Below are 19,263 nucleotides of genomic sequence, written 5' to 3' on the forward strand. Positions count from 1 at the left end.
ACTGCTCCGGTCCTTACGGCCGATTCAAACCAGGCTGTAAATTTAGATGCAGATTGTGAGATTACGGTCCCAGATGTCATGGGCAGTGCCACTGACAACTGTACGGTGACCATCACCCAGAGCCCTGCCGTTGGCTCCAAGGTCTCCCTTGTCCACGACGGGACAACGACCGTTACGGTAACGGCAACGGATTCGGCAGGGAATACGGATATAAAGAATGTAGTACTTACCGCTAAAGATGTTACTGCTCCGGTCCTTACGGCCGACTCAAACCAGGCTGTAAATTTAGATGCAGATTGTGAGATTACGGTCCCAGATGTCATGGGAAGTGCCACTGACAACTGTACGGTGACCATCACCCAAAGCCCTGCCGTTGGCTCCAAGGTCTCCCTTGTCCACGACGGGACAACGACCGTTACGGTAACGGCAACGGATGCCGCAGGGAATACTGATGTGAAGAATGTAGTACTTACCGCTAAAGATGTTACCAACCCAGTCCTTACAGTTGCATCGGACGATGATGTTTACTTGGATGCAGGTTGTGAGATTACGGTCCCAGATGTCATGGGCAGTGCCACTGATAACTGTACGGTGACCATCACCCAAAGCCCTGCCGTTGGCTCCAAGGTCTCCCTTGTCCACGACGGGACAACGACCGTTACGGTAACGGCAACGGATGCGGCAGGGAATACTGATGTGAAGAATGTAGTACTTACCGCTAAAGATGTTACTGCTCCGGTCCTTACGGCCGACTCAAACCAGGCTGTAAATTTAGATGCAGATTGTGAGATTACGGTCCCAGATGTCATGGGAAGTGCCACTGATAATTGTACGGTGACCATCACCCAAAGCCCTGCCGTTGGCTCCAAGGTCTCCCTTGTCCACGACGGGACAACGACCGTTACGGTAACGGCAACGGATGCCGCAGGGAATACTGATGTGAAGAATGTAGTACTTACCGCTAAGGATGTTACTGCTCCGGTCCTTACGGCCGATTCAAACCAGGCTGTAAATTTAGATGCAGGTTGTGAGATTACGGTCCCAGATGTCATGGGCAGTGCCACTGACAACTGTACGGTGACCATCACCCAAAGCCCTGCCGTTGGCTCCAAGGTCTCCCTAACCCACGACGGGACAACGACCGTTACGGTAACGGCAACGGATGCGGCAGGGAATACTGATGTGAAGAATGTAGTACTTACCGCTAAAGATGTTACTGCTCCGGTCCTTACGGCCGATTCAAACCAGGCTGTAAATTTAGATGCAGGTTGTGAGATTACGGTCCCAGATGTCATGGGCAGTGCCATTGATAATTGTGGTGTTACCCTAGCACAGAGTCCGGGAGTTGGTACTAAGGTTTCCGCTACGCACAATGGAACAGTTGAAGTGACTGTTACTGCTACAGACGCAGCTGGCAATACAGATATCAAGAAAGTAGTTCTTACAGCTAAAGATGTCACTCAGCCAGTTCTTACTCCGGCTGCTAATCAAAATATAAACTTAGATGCGAATTGTGCAATAACAATACCGGATGTTAGAGGTTCGGCCACTGATAATTGTGATGTTACAACCACACAAAGTCCTGCTGTTGGGGCTTCTGTTACGGCAATACATAACGGAACTGTATCTGTAGTAGTTACTGCTAAAGATGCAGCGGGAAACAAAGTTGATAAGACAGTGATTCTCACAGCAATAGACACCACCCCTCCCACAGTAACAGCAGGTCTAGATATTTCAACAAATACGACCTCAGAATCATGCAACGCATCTGTTGCAGTCGCAAATGCCACTTACAGTGATAACTGTCTTTCTACAGTCTCCATCTCATATACCTTGAGTGGAGCCACAGTGCGTGCTGCAACGGCTGGCCAAGTAGGAACGAAAACGTTTAACAAAGGAATAACTATCATAGAATATACAGTGACTGATGCGGCTGGCCATATTGTAAAGGATACAAAAACAGTTACGGTATATGATAATACAGCGCCTAAATTGACTGCAGGACCAAATATTGTAGTTGAAACAGATGCAACGAGGTGTGACGCCTCAGTGACAATTGCAGATGCTGTGTTTAGTGATAATTGCTCAGCATCAATTTCTTTTACGCTAACTGGAGCTACAACATTTGGCTCAACTCCGGGTCAAGTTGGAACTCGAATTTTCAATAAAGGAGTCACGACTATTACCTATACGGTTACAGATGGGGTACAGTCCGTAACAAGATCTAAAACAGTAACTGTTAATGACAAGGAGAAACCAGCTACACCTACGTTACCTGACCTTACAGCAGAGTGTACGTTAACTGTGACGCCGCCAACTACGACAGATAATTGTGATGGTATTATAACAGGTACTACAGGTTTAACTAGCTTAATCTTTAATACCGTAGGTACAGAAACTATCCAATGGAAATTTGAAGACCAGGCAGGTAATTTTATTATTGTTCCGCAAAATGTCACAATAACTGATAGTGCCCCTATACCGGATATTACTGATTTACCAGATCAAGTGTTTGACGGGTGCCAGATTCCGAACCTTGACTATTTAGTGAGACCAACGGCAACAGATGAATGTGACGGAATAATTCAAGGTGTATTAGAGGCAGATTTTATCTTCCCATATTCATTTAGTGGAACACAACAAATTGAATGGCAATATATTGATAGTCATGGAAATATTACCTACCAATCACAAAAAATCACCCTTAATCCACTTCCAATTAGCGGGGGGTCATTGACAGGGACGTTTAAAGGTACTGCATTTCCTAATGGGGTGGATATTTCATCCTGTGGTGAAGAAATCAGCATTGCACTTAATTTAACTGGTGTGGATGGTACAATTGTACAATGGGAAAAATTTCCTATAAATGAAGGGGTATGGAAACCTATTTCAAACACCTCCAACAATCATACAGCTTATTTTGCTGTTGGCGCTTTAGTTTCAACAGATTATAGGGTGTTGATTCAAAAAGGAACCTGTACTGAATACTCTACAATATTCAGAGTTAGAGCGTTGCCAACGGGAGAGGCGCCAACTATTACAAATAGAGATCCGGATGCGTTGTATTGTTTAGGCGAAGTAGTGAGCTTACTAGCACAAAGTAATTATACAGCAACACAAGAATCTATTGCAGATTCATCTGGTGATTTTAATGAAGGTCAATTAAATACTCAAGATCCAAATGGTTGGTTAGTTGATGGTGAAACAGGAGGTTTTACAGCTGGGGGAAGTGCTACGAAAGCTCGAAATTGGTCTGCCAAAACCTGTAACAATCAAGCAAATGGAGATATTGTGTATTGCAGTAATGAAGGTAAATTTTCTATAGCTTATGGAAATTATTATGAAACCGATAAAAAGGGTAATCGAACCTATGATGGATTAATTCCGACAACCTTAGAAACTCCTATTATGGATTTGTCCAACGCAGAATCAGCGAGTTTAGATTTTGATCAAGCTTATTATTTTGCAGTCAATGATTATGCTAACATAGAGATATCGCTAGATGGAGGCGTTACCTATGCGCCGCTACAATTATTGCATGCCATTGGCGATCCGGTTAAGAATTGGTATAACTCGGTACCAGCTAATAGAAGAGCTAATTCTACTCCTACTATGTATAATTTTCAAAATGATAATACATCTATTGATTTAGCGGCATACTTAGGAGAAAATAATGTGCGAATTAGATGGTCTTTCACAGGAACAACTGTTAAGAGTACTTGGGCAATGGATAATATTTTTGTTAACAAACAAGTAAAAGTTGATACAGAAATAGAGTGGACGGATGGAATTGGAGATCCTGACGAAGAACCAATTGTCATTGGAAGTACTGAAGTTGAATTTAGTTTTACTCCTGATGCTCCTGGAGTTCACGAATATGGGGGAACTGCTTTAGTTAATGGGTGTAGAACCTATGATGCTGATGGAACGTCTCTAATTGAAATACAAGTGTCCTACGCACATGCAGGTAATGATGTTATTTATACGGGCGATGATTGTGGTCAAAATAGCATTCAATTAAATGCATATGACAATACTAAAACGGCAGTTGAGAACGCAAATAAAGGAGCTTTTACCCTTCCAGAAAATTGTGTCAATTGTAACGATAAAGGAACAGGTGCTATTGGTACATGGGAAGCTATACCTGAATCGGCATTGAGTTGTGATCCGGGGATTTTTAAATCAAACAACCCAGCCAAATACCCGAATGCAAAAAATGATCCTGATGCCCTATTTATAGCAGAAGAGGGTAACTACACTTTAAAGTGGACTGTTGCTGGATGCGAAAGTTCTATCAGAGTGGCCACTAAAAACTGTAATCAGATTGATTTTGATGGGTCAGACGATTACGTTGAATTTAAAACAGACGAATTCCATTTATCCAAAGGTACTTTTAGCATTGAAGCTTGGGTTAAGCCAAATTTGATTTCGGGAACTCAAACTATATTCTCAAAAAGAAATGCTAATGGTGATGCTGCGGGATACGATTTAAGTCTTAATGGTTCAGGTATAGTTTCTTTTAATACTGAGAAGTTCACGATTAATTCATCTCCTTATAAAATAAATACCGATCGTTGGTATCATATAGCCGTATCCTATGTTGGAGGATTATATACCTTATATATTGATGGTATTAAGATTAATGCATTATCAGGGCCTTTGCCAAAATCAAATAATTTAAGAGCCATGTTGGGAGCAATGGATTCAAATAGTACATACAAGCCTAAAAACCATTTTAATGGGTGGATTGATGAAGTAAGAGTATGGAATGTGGGGCTAGCAGCGCACCAACTGCACCAAATTATGAATCAGAAACTTATAGAGAGTCCTACTACCCCTGGAAATGTGCAAGGCCAAATCATTCCAATAGATATTGATGGCGTATCATGGACTAACCTCTTAGCGTATTTCCAAATGGAACCAACGAGTTTAGCCTGTGGTTATTTAACCTCATCATCAAGTGCAATCAAAGGAAAATTAAAGAACATTTCATCAGACCAGGCCAGAACGGCTCCTGTGCCATATACAACATCGGGAGTTAATGATCAATGGGATGTTATCAACACTTGGAGTGAGCCTTCCGTATGGGCTGTACCTAATAGCACAGGAATTAATGGTGAGGCCATCAATTGGAATATTGTAAAGATAAATCACGATGTGACATCATCTAACCGAGAGATAACAGTTTTGGGATTAATGGTGGCAAATAATAAGGAGCTTACAATTACTGGTGCTGGGCCTCAAGATGAGACCAATTCCGGACATGGCTTATGGGTTACCCAATATCTTAAAATTGACGGTAAATTAGACTTAGTTGGAGAATCTCAATTGGTACAAAAACGCTACTATTTTGACGATGATAACAATATAAATACCCCAGATATCACAAATCAAATTCTAGACAGTTATTTTGATGAGACTAGTACGGGTTATATAGAACGTGATCAGCAAGGTACGCGCAATCCATTCAACTACAATTATTGGGGTTCACCGGTGGCACCTAATAACGCTATTATTTCAGGAGACAATGTAAATGCAAATAGCTTTACCATTGGTAACGTTTTGAGAGCTGGTACTATAACAATGGCAAACCCGAAGGATGATGCACTTATTTCGTGGGTGACAGACCGGACTGCTACAAGTTCAGGTAATGCCGTTCAATTGAGCACGCGATGGTTATACACCTATAATAAGAAGTCAAATACTTATGCTTCATGGGAAAGAGTAAATCATCAAACGTCTTTAGACATTGGATTGGGTTACCTCCAGAAAGGAAGTGGATCTAGCACTACTGCAAAGAGCTCTCAAAATTACGTATTTGTAGGAAAACCAAATAATGGTACTATTCTAAATGCAACTGATGCAGGAAACGATATACTCTTAGGCAATCCATATCCATCAGCTATAGATGCTGACGCCTTTATCAAGGATAATGAACCAACGTTAAGTGAAGGCGCGTTGTCGTTCTGGGAGCATTATGAGGCCAACAATACCCATGTTTTAAAAGATTATCTTGGTGGGTACGCATTATATAATTTGTCTGGTGGTGTAGAAGCAATAACACCGGGCAAAACTACAGATGGATATGTGCAAAATGTTTCGAGTAAGGGCACCAGAAAGCCAGGTCGATTTGTCCCTGTGGGACAAGGATTTTTTGTTACAGCTATAAAAAGTGGTAACGTAGTATTTAAAAATAGCCAACGATATTTTAAACGGGAATCGACAACAACGTCAGGAGACGATGGTTCAATATTCTTTAAAACAGCAAATTCCGACCAAACAAATGCTACTGGCGGGGTAATGAAACGCGTACGTGTAAAGTTTAAAACTCCAGAAGGTGCATACCGCCCTCTATTGTTAGGGTTTACTCCAAATAATGAAGCTACGGATGGTGTTGACTATGGCTATGATGCCTTAAACAAAGATAACTTGCCAAGTGATTTGTTATGGCTGATTAATAATTCTCGATATGTTATTCAAGGTGTAGGCGTATTTGATAATACTAAGAAGTATCCTTTCGCCATGAAACTGGCAATCAATGGGGATATTGAAATTGAATTGACTGCATTGGAAAATTTCGATGAAGAAATTGATGTATTTGTGTATGACTCTAAGTTAGATACATACCATAAAATTAATGACACAAATTTTGCGCTTTCAATGGACTCTGGTAATTATGATAACCGCTTCTTTTTAGCGTTTAATGAAGGTAATGCCCTATCCGTAATTGAGGATGAGTTTAGAAGTATGCTAGTTAAATACTTACAAAATACTGATGAAATTTTCATCCAAACACCTGATGATATTATTGTCAAACAAGTGCATTTACTAAATATTTTAGGACAGACGGTACAATCTTGGGATGCAACAACTACAACCATTTCAAATAAGATGCGAATTCCGGTTAAAAATTTACCTGATGGTAATTATGTGGTCAAAATTCAGACGGAGTCAGGTACTTTTAATAAGAAGGTGGTAATTAAATACTAATACCAGACTGGATTATCACTAAACAAGAGTTTTAAGAACCGTTTCTAGCATCATGTTGGAAACGGTTTTTCATATTTACTGCATTTAGAATCATTAGACAGGGAGGGTATGAGTGCTAATTGCATTTAACCCTATTTAATTGCTATACCATCCCGACAAAGGGTTCGAGTGATGATACCTGCAATAGTATTGATTTCATTTTATGATTGAAATCTCAATGATTTAAGTTCATAAAGTCGTCAATCTATCTAATGGCACGTAAGTCTACTATTACACCATCTAGCCAACTTCTAAGTTTTATTATTGGCGTTGACAACGTTGCTATGTAAGTGAGTAGTTTGTTGGTCTACAGAAACTTAAATAACGGCTTATAAAGAATTTACATGCATTTTATCGACAATATTCCTTTCCATACATAAGTTGCCGTAGCTTTATGATATCCCCTCAAAAATAGGCACTAAAATTTCACTTTTTTCACATGTTTAGTATGGGTTCATTAGCGACTGAACATTTTGGAAATTAGGTTATTACCATAACTCTATGATATGAAAAACTACTACTCTTATACCCTTAAACTAGTATTGCTTTTATTAGTGACACACCTGTCCTTTGCTACTACAAGTAAATATGATTTAAAAGCTTCCTTAGACTTTGTTGAAAATACTAATAACTTGAACTTTAGTTATAAGGGAAGCTTTGAAGCCCTGAATTTATCAAAATTTGTGGCATCATCTCCGAAGCTCTTAAAAACTGGCCGAGTTTTGGGGACAGAAACGAGATTATTTTCAAAGACCCAACAGTTAAATGACATTATTTTTTCTCGTCGTGTACCCAATGCAGTTTGTAAAGATTTTACACTTGAATTAAATGGTTCTGGACAAGCTACTTTGACTCCTGCTGATATTGATGATGGTAGCACAGGCAATACGGATTTTACGCTTTCAATTTCTCAGACCAATTTTACATGTGCTGATATTGGGGTTAAAACTATAACACTTACTGTTACGGATAGTGATGGACAATCATCCTGCTCCGCTCAAGTTACTATTGTTGATAATATAGATCCAGTTGAACCAACCCTAGACCCTGTAACTGTTGATTGTAAAGGAACACTTACAGCACCCACAACTACAGATGCCTGTGGAGGAACCATTACTGGAACCACCACTGACACCCTAAATTTTGAGGAGGGAGAAAGTACCACTATTACATGGACATTTGACGATGGTAATGGAAATAGCATAACAGCACCTCAGATATATAATTACAATGATACCACTGCGCCAATTGTAGAGATACAAAATATTACTGTTCAGCTTGACGAAAATGGGATTGCAACAATCGCCGAAGATGCGGTTAATAATGGTTCTTCTGATATTTGTGGTGTAGTAACTTTCGATACCGATATCACTACATTTGACTGTTCAAATGTAGGTGAAAATACTGTGGTGCTCACTGTAAATGATTCTAATGGCCAAACAGCTAATGCTAATGCCATAGTGACTGTACAGCCCTATACAACAAATGCTACCATTACCTATACAAAAAGTCCTGATGTTACTACCATTTGCGAAGTTGATACAATTGTATTCACAGCTAAACCAGAAGGAGTTGGTAGTGATCCGGTAAGTTATGATTGGTATGTTGATGGTGTGTTAAAAGGTTCTGGTGTAAATTTTTCTTATAATGAGTGGACCGCTCCTAATGATAATGTTAAGGTGGTCATGACCGTTGGTACTGGGACATGCGCTCCAACTAAAGAGTATTCATCTGACATTGCTATCAATCAGGTACAACCAGTTGACTTTAATATTATTGTACCATCTAATATTTGTGAAGGTAACACCGTCACATTTGCTGTTGGGAATGCTCAAAATTTTGTTTCGCCAACATATAAGTGGACTTTAAACGGCACGCAGCTCTCAACTAATGCAACCTTAGAGACGGATGCTTTATCTGTTACAGGCTCTAATATTGTTCAATTGGAGGTTACGTCAAATCCTACGTGCGGTGGTCCTATTATAGAATCGAAGTCTGTAGATGTATCTTCCGTTAACCCTAAACCAACTCTTACAGTAAGTACTGGCGAAATATGTGCAAACCAATCCACAATCAATTTAAATGCATTAGTTACTAGCGATACAGGAGCAACAGTAACGTTTCATAATTCCCAAGCAAATGCAAATACGGGTGCTAGTCCGCTAACAAACCCAGTGGTTGGTCCTGCTACAGATAAAACCTATTATGTGCGTAGTAAATTTAGTACCGGCTGTTTTGTAACCTCACCGCTTACTATTGTTGTACATTCATTACCAACTATTACAGTAGGAGCTGCTCCCACGATTTGTAATGGCGATACCGTTGATCTTTCAACAGTTTTTTCGGGATCCAATCTCACATATCATAGTACTCAGGCAAAAGCGGATGCCGCTGATTCTGATTTAACCAAAGATGTCTCCCCAACGGCAACTACTACGTATTATGTTAGGTCTGAAAATTCGACCACAGGGTGTTTTAATACAAGTTCTATTACTGTAACGGTTAACCCTCTACCATCGCTTTCGGTAGAGCCTGGTTCTGTTTGTGATGATGGAAGCTCAATAGATTTGGAAAGCTTAGTTACAACTAATGGTGCTACTACCTATTATAATTCCGAAAATGATGCGCTTACAGCGTCGTCTGCATTATCTACATCAACTGTTAGTCCTACCATTGCCACTTCATATTGGGTTAGAACAGAACTCAACACAGGGTGTTTTACAATTGGTGAAATTGAAATAACTATTAACGCATTACCTGAATTGGAGGTTACAACTGGTTCTGTATGTGCTGATGGTCAAACTTCAGTTGATCTCAATTCATTGGTAATACATACTAATGGCGATTCTGTGACCTTTCATGCTTCGCAAGCAAATGCAGATAGTGGATCTAATGCTATTAATGCTACTGTAAGTCCAACTACTGAAACTACTTATGTCGTAAGAAGTGCATTTGCCAATGGCTGTTATACAACGAAAAGTATAACGATATCTATTAATCCGTTGCCAACTTTTGACGTGACACCAGCTGAGATTTGTAACGGCGCATCAATAGACTTGAATACCACTGTATCGAACAATTCATCTGGAAATAGTTTGACGTTTCATACAACGCAAGCATTTGCCAATAATGGCACCAACTCGATCAACTCAACCGTAAATCCTACTGCAACAAAAACATACTATATTAGAAGTACAAGTGGTGTAGGATGCTACACTGTAAAACCTGTTGAAATTACGGTGAGTAATACTGTAGGCATAGCGTTGGCGTCTGGTAATATCAATCCATCTGTCTGTGCGGGAAGTCCTATTGCACCAATTGAATTCCAAATTACTAATGGGGGTTCAGGGGCAGGAGCTACTGTAACAACAGCTCCAGGAGCAGGTATAGCATTGAGTGGATCTTATAATGCGAGCACTAAAATTTATACAGTAACGGGCACAACTACCACAGCAGCAGCTGTGGGAACCTATAACTTTACGGTGACACCTACAGGTTGTGGTGCGGCATCTGCAGCAGTGCAAACAGGAACAATTAGAATATTCAATGGAACGCCGAATACCCCAACAGGTCTAGATATTTTATCATCGTCATTTATAATATGCCCAACCAGTACAGAGACCTATGAAGTAAATCCAGATCCAAATGTGCAATCCTATAATTGGATTTTTCCAAGTGGTTTTACAATTACTAATGGTGCTGGTACAAATAAAGTAACTGTTAGTGTTGCTTCAAATGCATCGGCTGGTAATGTTTCAGTTACGGCTACTAATTCATGTGGGACTAGCACAGCAACGTCCCAACCTATAAATATTGGACCTGTATCTGCAGATGCCGGTCCTGATCAATTTGTTTGCGAAGGATATACCAATGTATCTATTCAATTAAAGGGTAAAGCTGGCAATGTTACCAAATATGGAGACAAGAAAACTGATGAATGGATCTGGAGTGATAACGGTGCTGGAGGGTCTTTCATTGGCACAGGGTCAGGTAATAAAGACTTTGAAAATGCAATATATAATATGCCCAATGGACATTCTGCTGGAGAAATCACGATATCACTAATAGTATATAAGCCTTCTGGAGTTTGTACATCTGGAGCTCGAGACGATATGAAAATTATTATACGAGCCCTACCAACCGCAACCGTTGCAAGTAACGGCCCTATATGCGAAGGTAATCCTGGTTCAGTAACATTTACGGGCACACCTAACACCACGATTACTTTTAGAGTAGGAACTGGCACCGACCAAACTATAAATTTAGGGGCCGGTACAAGTGGAACGGCCACTGTAACCTATACCACAGGAGCGCTTACGGCCAATACAGATGTGGTTATTCAAAGTGTTGCCTATACCAATAATGCGGCTTGTACAAATGCTTTTACGACTAAACCTCAAACCACTATAGTTGTTAATTCGTTAAACACCGTTACCCCAGGACCAGCTTTAACGGCGTGTCAGTCGGCAACGCCTTCGCCTATCACCTTGAGTGGTGCTAGTATTGGTAATGGAGCACAGGGACAATGGACCATAGTATCGGGTGGTGGAAGTTTATCAAATACTGCTTTTACAACTAATCCAGAGACGGTTACCTACACTCCGGCAGCAAATTATAATGGAAACGTTGAATTGAAACTTACTACCGACAAGCCTGGAGAATGTCCCGTTGTTAGCGCCTCAAGAATAATTACTATTGATGAAGCCCCTACTGTAGTAGCTGGCACGCAAGCGGCTATTTGTCAATCTGCTAATCCAACACCTATCACCTTAACAGGTGCCAGTGTTGGAGGTGGTAATGGAAATACCACAGCGGCATGGTCTATTACCCAAGGTGGCGGTAGTTTAAGTAGTATTGCCCAAACAAATAATCCCTCATCTGTCACTTATACACCCGCAGCAAATTATTTTGGGCCAGTCAGTTTGACACTTACGTCTAACACCCCAGGATCATGTTCTGCAGTTACTGACCAAAGAAATTTTGTAATTGACCAGATGACCACTATATCAGCAGGTAATTATGGTCCTGTATGTCAATCTAACTCACCAACTCCAATTGTTTTATCAAATGCTACATTAGCAGGACCTGCAGGGGCAACTGCACAATGGTCTATTGTATCTGGTGGAGGTAGTTTAAGCAGTACTGCTCAAACGGCAACCCCTGAAACCATAACCTATACTCCTGCAGCCAATTATAATGGAGAGGTTGTTTTAAAGCTTAAGTCGAACGCTATTGGTGCTTGTAGTGCCGCAGAGATAACTACAACAATTACAGTAAATGAAGCCGCTAGTATCGATGCGGGACCTGCAACAATTACTATTTGTGCGGGAGATGTTGTTAATCTTTCAGGGTCTGTTGGTGGAAGTGCTACGTCAGGCACGTGGACATCCAGTTCTAATCATAATGGATTTGGAAATATAACAGCAAATGCTACAACGTATACGCCTAGTGCGGCGGATATCGCTTCAGGATCAGTATCTCTTACATTTACGTCTAATGATCCAGATGGAACTGGACCATGTGCAGCCGCTTCAGATACAATTGATGTCACAATTAATGAAGCCGTGAGTTTGGTAGTTACTGGAGATACTGAAATATGTTCTGATCAATTTTCTACACTTGTTGCAGATTTAAGTGGAGGAAGTGCCACCTCAGGAACTTGGACTTCCAGTTCAAATCATATCAGTGGTTTTGGTAATTCTTCTGCGACTTCTACAACGTACACTCCAAGTAATACAGACATTGCCAATGGTTCCGTAACCTTAACTTTTACTACTAACGACCCTGATGCAAGTGGACCTTGTACTGCGGCATCTCAAGATATTACCATTTCTATTTCTAAAAAACCATTCATCAATACACAGCCAAGTAATCTTGGAGTATGTGCTACACAACAGGCGTCATTTAGTGTTGCAGCATCTGGAGACAATCTTACCTACCAATGGTTTAAAGGGAATCCCGGAAGTGGCACTGCGGTTGCTAATAGTGCACCTCAAGTAACAGGGGCGAATACTAACACGCTCACATTTAAAAACGCCAAAGTGAGCGATGCTGGCAACTACTATGTTGTAGTGAGTGGAGACGCTGTTTGTGACGAAGCACTATCAAATGTAGTAGCATTGTCAGTTAATCAGGATATTGAGATTACACAACAACCTGTTGGGGTTACAGATTGTATAGGTAACACCGTAACGTTTACTGTTGCGGCTACAGGTACAATAGGGTCTTACCAATGGAAAAAAGGAGGCGTTGATTTTAATGGAGGAACAGAAACAAGTGTTACTAGTGGTACTACGACCACTTATACATTGGAACTCCAAAATATTTCGGATGCAGATAATGGCGATTATACGTTGCAATTATTAAGTACAGGTGGTACGTGTTCAGAAGCCAACACAAATAATGCAACCTTAACAGTTACACCAAAACCGACAGCTACTATAAGTTATGCAGGACCATTCTGTTCCAATGCAACCGTGCAACCTGTCCAATTGACTGGAACGCATGCCTATACAGGTGGTGAATATAGTTATAGTGGGGATACTGGTGCAACATTAAGTCTGAATGTTAGTACGGGCGAGATAGTTCCGAGTGCGAGTACACCAGGCACTTATACCGTTACATATACAATACCGGCATCTGGCGGATGTCCTTCTGATAATACCGTAACCACAGATGTTACAATTACACCTTTGCCTGTGGCATCTATTGCCTATAGTGCTACCAACTATTGTGAATCTGATAGCAATACTTATGATGTTATTTTAAATGGATCCAACAATAGCGAAGGAACTTATTCAATTACCCCAGCTACTGGTCTTAGCATGACTGCTGCTGGTCAGATATCACCAAATGGGGCTACGATTGGAACATATAAAATTGAATATACAATCCTATCGGCCAATGGCTGTCCTGAGGTCGTGGCGGACGTAGACGTTGTGATTGACGAACAACCTGATGCTACATTTTCTTACGATTCTACCGAATATTGTAGTAATGCTTCAAATCCTATTCCAACAATTACACAAACAGGAGGTGTTTTTAGTGCTTCACCTGGCGGTTTAGTGGTAAACAGTTCTACTGGTGAAATTGATTTGATTGCCAGTACAGCAGGTACTTATACAGTATTTTATACTTTTGATGCTGTAAGTGGTGGATGTGCTGAAGTTCAAGAATCGCAATCAATTACTATTACAACATTGCCTACACCTTCAATTAGTTATAGTGCAACCGCATATTGCGAATCTGATACTGCAACCTACACTGTTAATTTGACAGGGTCTAATACTGCCGATGGCATTTACTCGGTTGAACCTAATACAGGATTAAATATTGATCTCTCCAATGGTAGTATTACACCAAATACAAGTACTCCTGGAGATTATACAGTTTATTATACAATAGCTGCAGCTGAAGGTTGTGAGGAAGTCGTTGCGGAAACCACTGTTACAATAGACCCAAAGCCCGAGGCCACATTTAGCTATGATGCAACAGCGTATTGTAAGTCAGGAGCTAATCCTGTTCTTAGTTACTCAGGCGGAGGGATTGCTGGTAATTTCACCTATACCTCTACACCTTCAGGTTTAAGCTTAGATTTGAATGCTACAACTGGTGCTATTAATTTAACCAATAGTGCACCTGGTAGCTATACCATTAGCAATACGATTGCTGGTGGGACAAGTGGTTGTGCAGATGTTGTAGAGAGTTTTACCATTTATATAGAAGAGTCTATCACAGGAGGAATTGAATTATTAGGGAATGCTGACGATGATGATGCAGATGGCAGTAATACCGATGACACAGATAGTGATACCAATCAAATTGTAGCTTGCCACCAAGGCAATGGTACCCTTTATTTACCTAGTACATTTAACCCTGCACATGTAGTAGAATGGGAATCGTCCACAGATAATGGCGTAACATGGAATTCTCTTGGTAATGCTAATTCTCTTACCTATACCTTCACAGGTTTATATGGCTTAACCGCCTATAGAGTAAAATTAGATGGCGACACGGCATCAGATGCTTGTGGTCCAGTTTATTCAGCTTACGCCTTTGTAAGCGTGATTCCTTTTGACTTGAAACCACAACCGGTAGCTGTTTCTGCCAGTGAGTTTTGTCTTGGAGGCACCTCTGAATTTTCATCAACCATCGATTTTGGAGGAGATACCCTAAATTCTGGTGGTGGATTTGAATCAGGTCAACTTAATCCGAATGATCCTGACAGCTGGTTAATTGATGGCAGAGTAAAGGGTTGGACAGCATCTGGAGATAATACAAAACCAAATCAATGGTCCGGAACCAATGAAAAAGTGTTTAATGGAACAACATACAAGTCCGGAGATAAAAAATTCGGAATTACATTTGGAACGGCTATTAGTAATCAAACTAATGATCCAATCTACAATTGGGACAATCCGTACGATAACAGTCCAAATAATGTAATAGCGACATCAATTGAAACGCCACGATTTAGTTTGTTAGGAGTGCAAAATCCTACATTCGAATTTGATGAAGCATATCAACTTTTCAATGGGGCTGGTGCAATTATCGAAATTTCTCTAAATGGAGGACAAGACTATGTCAGAATTCCTGACAATCTAATAGATGGAGATGATCGCGCGTCCTCTGTATTATTAAGTAGTTCCACTGGTATTCAGTCAGGAAACTATGGGAATTTTGGTAATGGTACCAATCATACCATTATCGATTTAAATCCATATTTTGGAAATACTGATATTAGAATACGATTTACTATGGTAAGGGAAGTTTCAAGTATATGGGCAATTGACAACTTTACTTTGCCAAACAACAATGGAGAGGGAGAAGTGCAATGGACAGACCAATTTGGCAACACTATTGAACCTATTACTGGCACAACAGATATTTTGGTTACCCCAACAACTCCAGGTCACCAAACCTATACGGTAACGTCTTATATTAATGGGTGTAGAAGTGTAGCGCCTGCAGGTTCTGTAAATGTTCAATTAGAAGTGCATTATGCTAATGCCGGATATGATGCAATAATAGATGATTCTGAGTGTGGCAGTTCCATGAAACTTCATGCATATGATAACAGTAAAACGCCTCTTCAAAACTATATTGATCTCAATAATGCAGGTTTGTGGGATAATTCAAATCCGTTATTTCCTATTATTGATGATAATAATGACGGAATCTGGGATACTGCAACTCAAACCGACATTGATTTACATGATCCGGCTAACAATATTTATACCTATACCAACTTAACATCAGCTAATTTCTTACCTGCTGGGAATTATCGAGATTATGGTACAACAACTACAACTGCTCAGTTCTGGTCAATTGCATCAGGTCCAGTAGGATTTGATGTTACATTGGCCAATCAAAACTTGAGTGATTATTTCTCTGACGTAAATGATCCACAATCGGAATTTTTTGGCCCAGGAGGCGATTATGAACTCACATGGACTGTTACAGGAAGTAATGAAGTTACATGCTCTGCACCGGTCTTTGTAACATTAAGTAGTTGCACTACTTTAGATTTTGATGGTATAAATGATAATGTGACCTTCCGTAATGATTTTAACTTAAGTACTGGTCCTTTTAGCATTGAAGTTTGGGTAAAACCAGATCCTACCACAGAAGCAGGAGGACCAAACGATACTAACCAAACCATACTTTCTAAGAGAGATGCTAATAACCTTAACTCAGGATATGACTTAAGTCTTAGAAATAATAAGGTTTATTTTAATTGGAATGGCGGTAATTCATTCACCCACTCCAATAATATCAGCACAAGCAGATGGTATCATGTGGCAGTCACCTATGACGGATCTACAAACTATGCAATGTACATTGATGGCATTTTATTGGGCTCAGCAACTGGTGCTGCCCCAATCAACAATAACTTTGAATGCATCATGGGTGCGATGGATCGTTCAGCTGCTGGTGGTAATGTGAGTCCAATAAATTATTTTTCTGGTTCGATGGACGAGCTTCGCATTTGGAAGGTAGCGTTGTCAGAAAACCAAATTCGTCAGATGATGAATCAAGAAATTAAATCGAGCACTCTAGTGGCCAATAATGTGGAAGGTTCTACGGTTCCATTAGATATTCCAGGACTTACTTGGGCGAATTTGGAAGGTTATTTTAGAATGAATCAAGCCACTGATATTGTTGATGGTTACATTATTGCAAACGCAGGTACCCGAAACGGTCAAATGCGTAATATTGAAACATGGCAATTAGAGAGTGCCCCACTACCATACACCTCAAAACAAGCTGGAAAATGGGATGTGAAGAATACTTGGACTCATCCTGATGTTTGGAATGTGCCAAATAGTAATGGTATTGATGGTACTCCAATTGATTGGAATATTGTAAGAACCAATCATAATATTACTTCCGATGCTAAAGACTTGATTTTATTAGGTCTTCTGGTAGATGCCAATGAGCTCAGCATTAGTGGTCCTGGAGCTCAAGACGAATTAAATGATGGAACTGGTTTGTGGATTACGCACTATTTAAAAATAGACGGTAAAATTGACTTGGTAGGCGAGTCTCAATTGGTGCAGAAACGCTTAACAACATCACAAATGAGTGAGAGTTACTTTGATCCTACTAGTACAGGAGATCTTGAAAGAGACCAACAAGGTACCGGCAATCCGTTCAACTATAATTATTGGGGTTCTCCAGTGTCATCAACAAATGCCACGGTAGAAATGGGTACAAATGTTAACACTAATACCTATACTATAGGTGGTGTGTTAAGAGATGGTACTACGGTTATGGATAATCCAAAAACAGATGCCACGATCTCCTGGATAACTGAGCGTACGGCCATTTATACTAGTGGAAGTCCAATACAGCTTAGTACTCGTTGGCTGTATACGTACACTAACAATCCATCAAACACCTATTTAGATTGGGAACGAATCAGTAACAATACCCCTATAGATATTGGCTTAGGTTATATCATGAAAGGCAGTGGTGTTGATACAAAACCATTTACTAGTGCATCTCAGAACTATGTTTTTGTAGGGAAACCTAACAATGGTACAATCATAAATCCTATTGCTGGAGGACACGATGTTCTGTTAGGCAATCCTTACCCTTCAGCATTTGATGCCAATCAATTTATTATGGATAATGGTGCAAGTTTGAAAGATGGTTCATTGTCGTTCTGGGAACATAATGTTAATAATGATACTCATGTTTTGAGGGATTATATTGGAGGTAATGCGATGTATTCAATAACTGGTGGAACTGCTGCAGTGACACCACCACCATCGGAAGACGGGTATGGTCAAAATACAATTACAAATGGTACAAGAATTCCTGAGCGATATATTCCAGTGGGACAAGGCTTTTTTGTGACGGCAGATACAATTGGAGGCAGCTTGATTTTTAAGAATGATTATCGTATTTTCAGAAGAGAGCGGGTTACTGGTAGTTCGAACGATGGATCATTGTTCTTCAGGCCTTCAAATGCTATGGTCAACGAAAATCGTGATGCAAACCAATCCATAATAAAACGAATACGTTTTGATTTTAAAACCCCAGAAGGCGCTATTCGTCCTTTATTAATAGGATTTACATCAGATAATGCTGCTACAGACGGCGTAGATTATGGCTACGATGCGCTTAATAAGGATGATTTCCCAAGCGATTTATCTTGGATGGTAAATGATACGAGATATGTTATACAAGGTGTTGGAGCTTTTGATGATTCCAAAAAATATCCTTTTGCAATGAAAGTGGGATTAAAAGGTGAGGTTGAGATTAAATTAACTGCGTTAGAAAACTTTACAGAAGCTATTGATGTGTTTATATTTGATTCTGAATTAGGAACCTATCACAAAATCAATGATACTAGTTTTGTACTATCATTAGATGCTGGTACGTATGATAATCGTTTTTATTTGGTATTTCAGGAGGACAGTACGTTGTCTATAATTGATGAACAGTTTAAAAATGTGGTGGTTAAATTTCTGCAGAATTCTGATGAAATATTTATACAAACACCAAATGACATGACTGTCAAACAAGTGTATTTAGTCAATATTATAGGGCAAACTGTTCAGGCTTGGAATGCAACCAATACAAACATGTCCAATGAAATGAGAATACCGGTGAAGAATTTACCTGATGGCAGTTACGTCATAAAAATGCAAACAGATGCTGGAACGTACAATAAGAAAATCGTTCTTAAATATTAAGTCCATAAGCCTTAAGGGCATGGTTATTTAA

At 40.0% G+C, this 19,263-nt stretch carries 2 protein-coding genes; both read left to right on the forward strand.

Going from position 1 to position 19,263, the window contains the following annotated elements; all coding sequences use genetic code 11:
* Positions 1-6,990: LamG-like jellyroll fold domain-containing protein (locus BXY82_RS12995; RefSeq protein ID WP_133758677.1), on the forward strand; the 6,990-nt coding region annotated here is incomplete at its 5' end.
* Between the two features lie 545 nt (positions 6,991-7,535).
* Positions 7,536-19,232: a LamG-like jellyroll fold domain-containing protein gene (locus tag BXY82_RS13000; RefSeq protein ID WP_133758678.1), complete on the forward strand. Its 11,697-nt coding sequence runs from the start codon at positions 7,536-7,538 to the stop codon at positions 19,230-19,232.
* Positions 19,233-19,263: the final 31 nt, after the last annotated feature.

It is taken from the genome of Gelidibacter sediminis (assembly GCF_004364975.1).
GTDB classification, from domain to species: Bacteria; Bacteroidota; Bacteroidia; order Flavobacteriales; family Flavobacteriaceae; genus Gelidibacter; species Gelidibacter sediminis.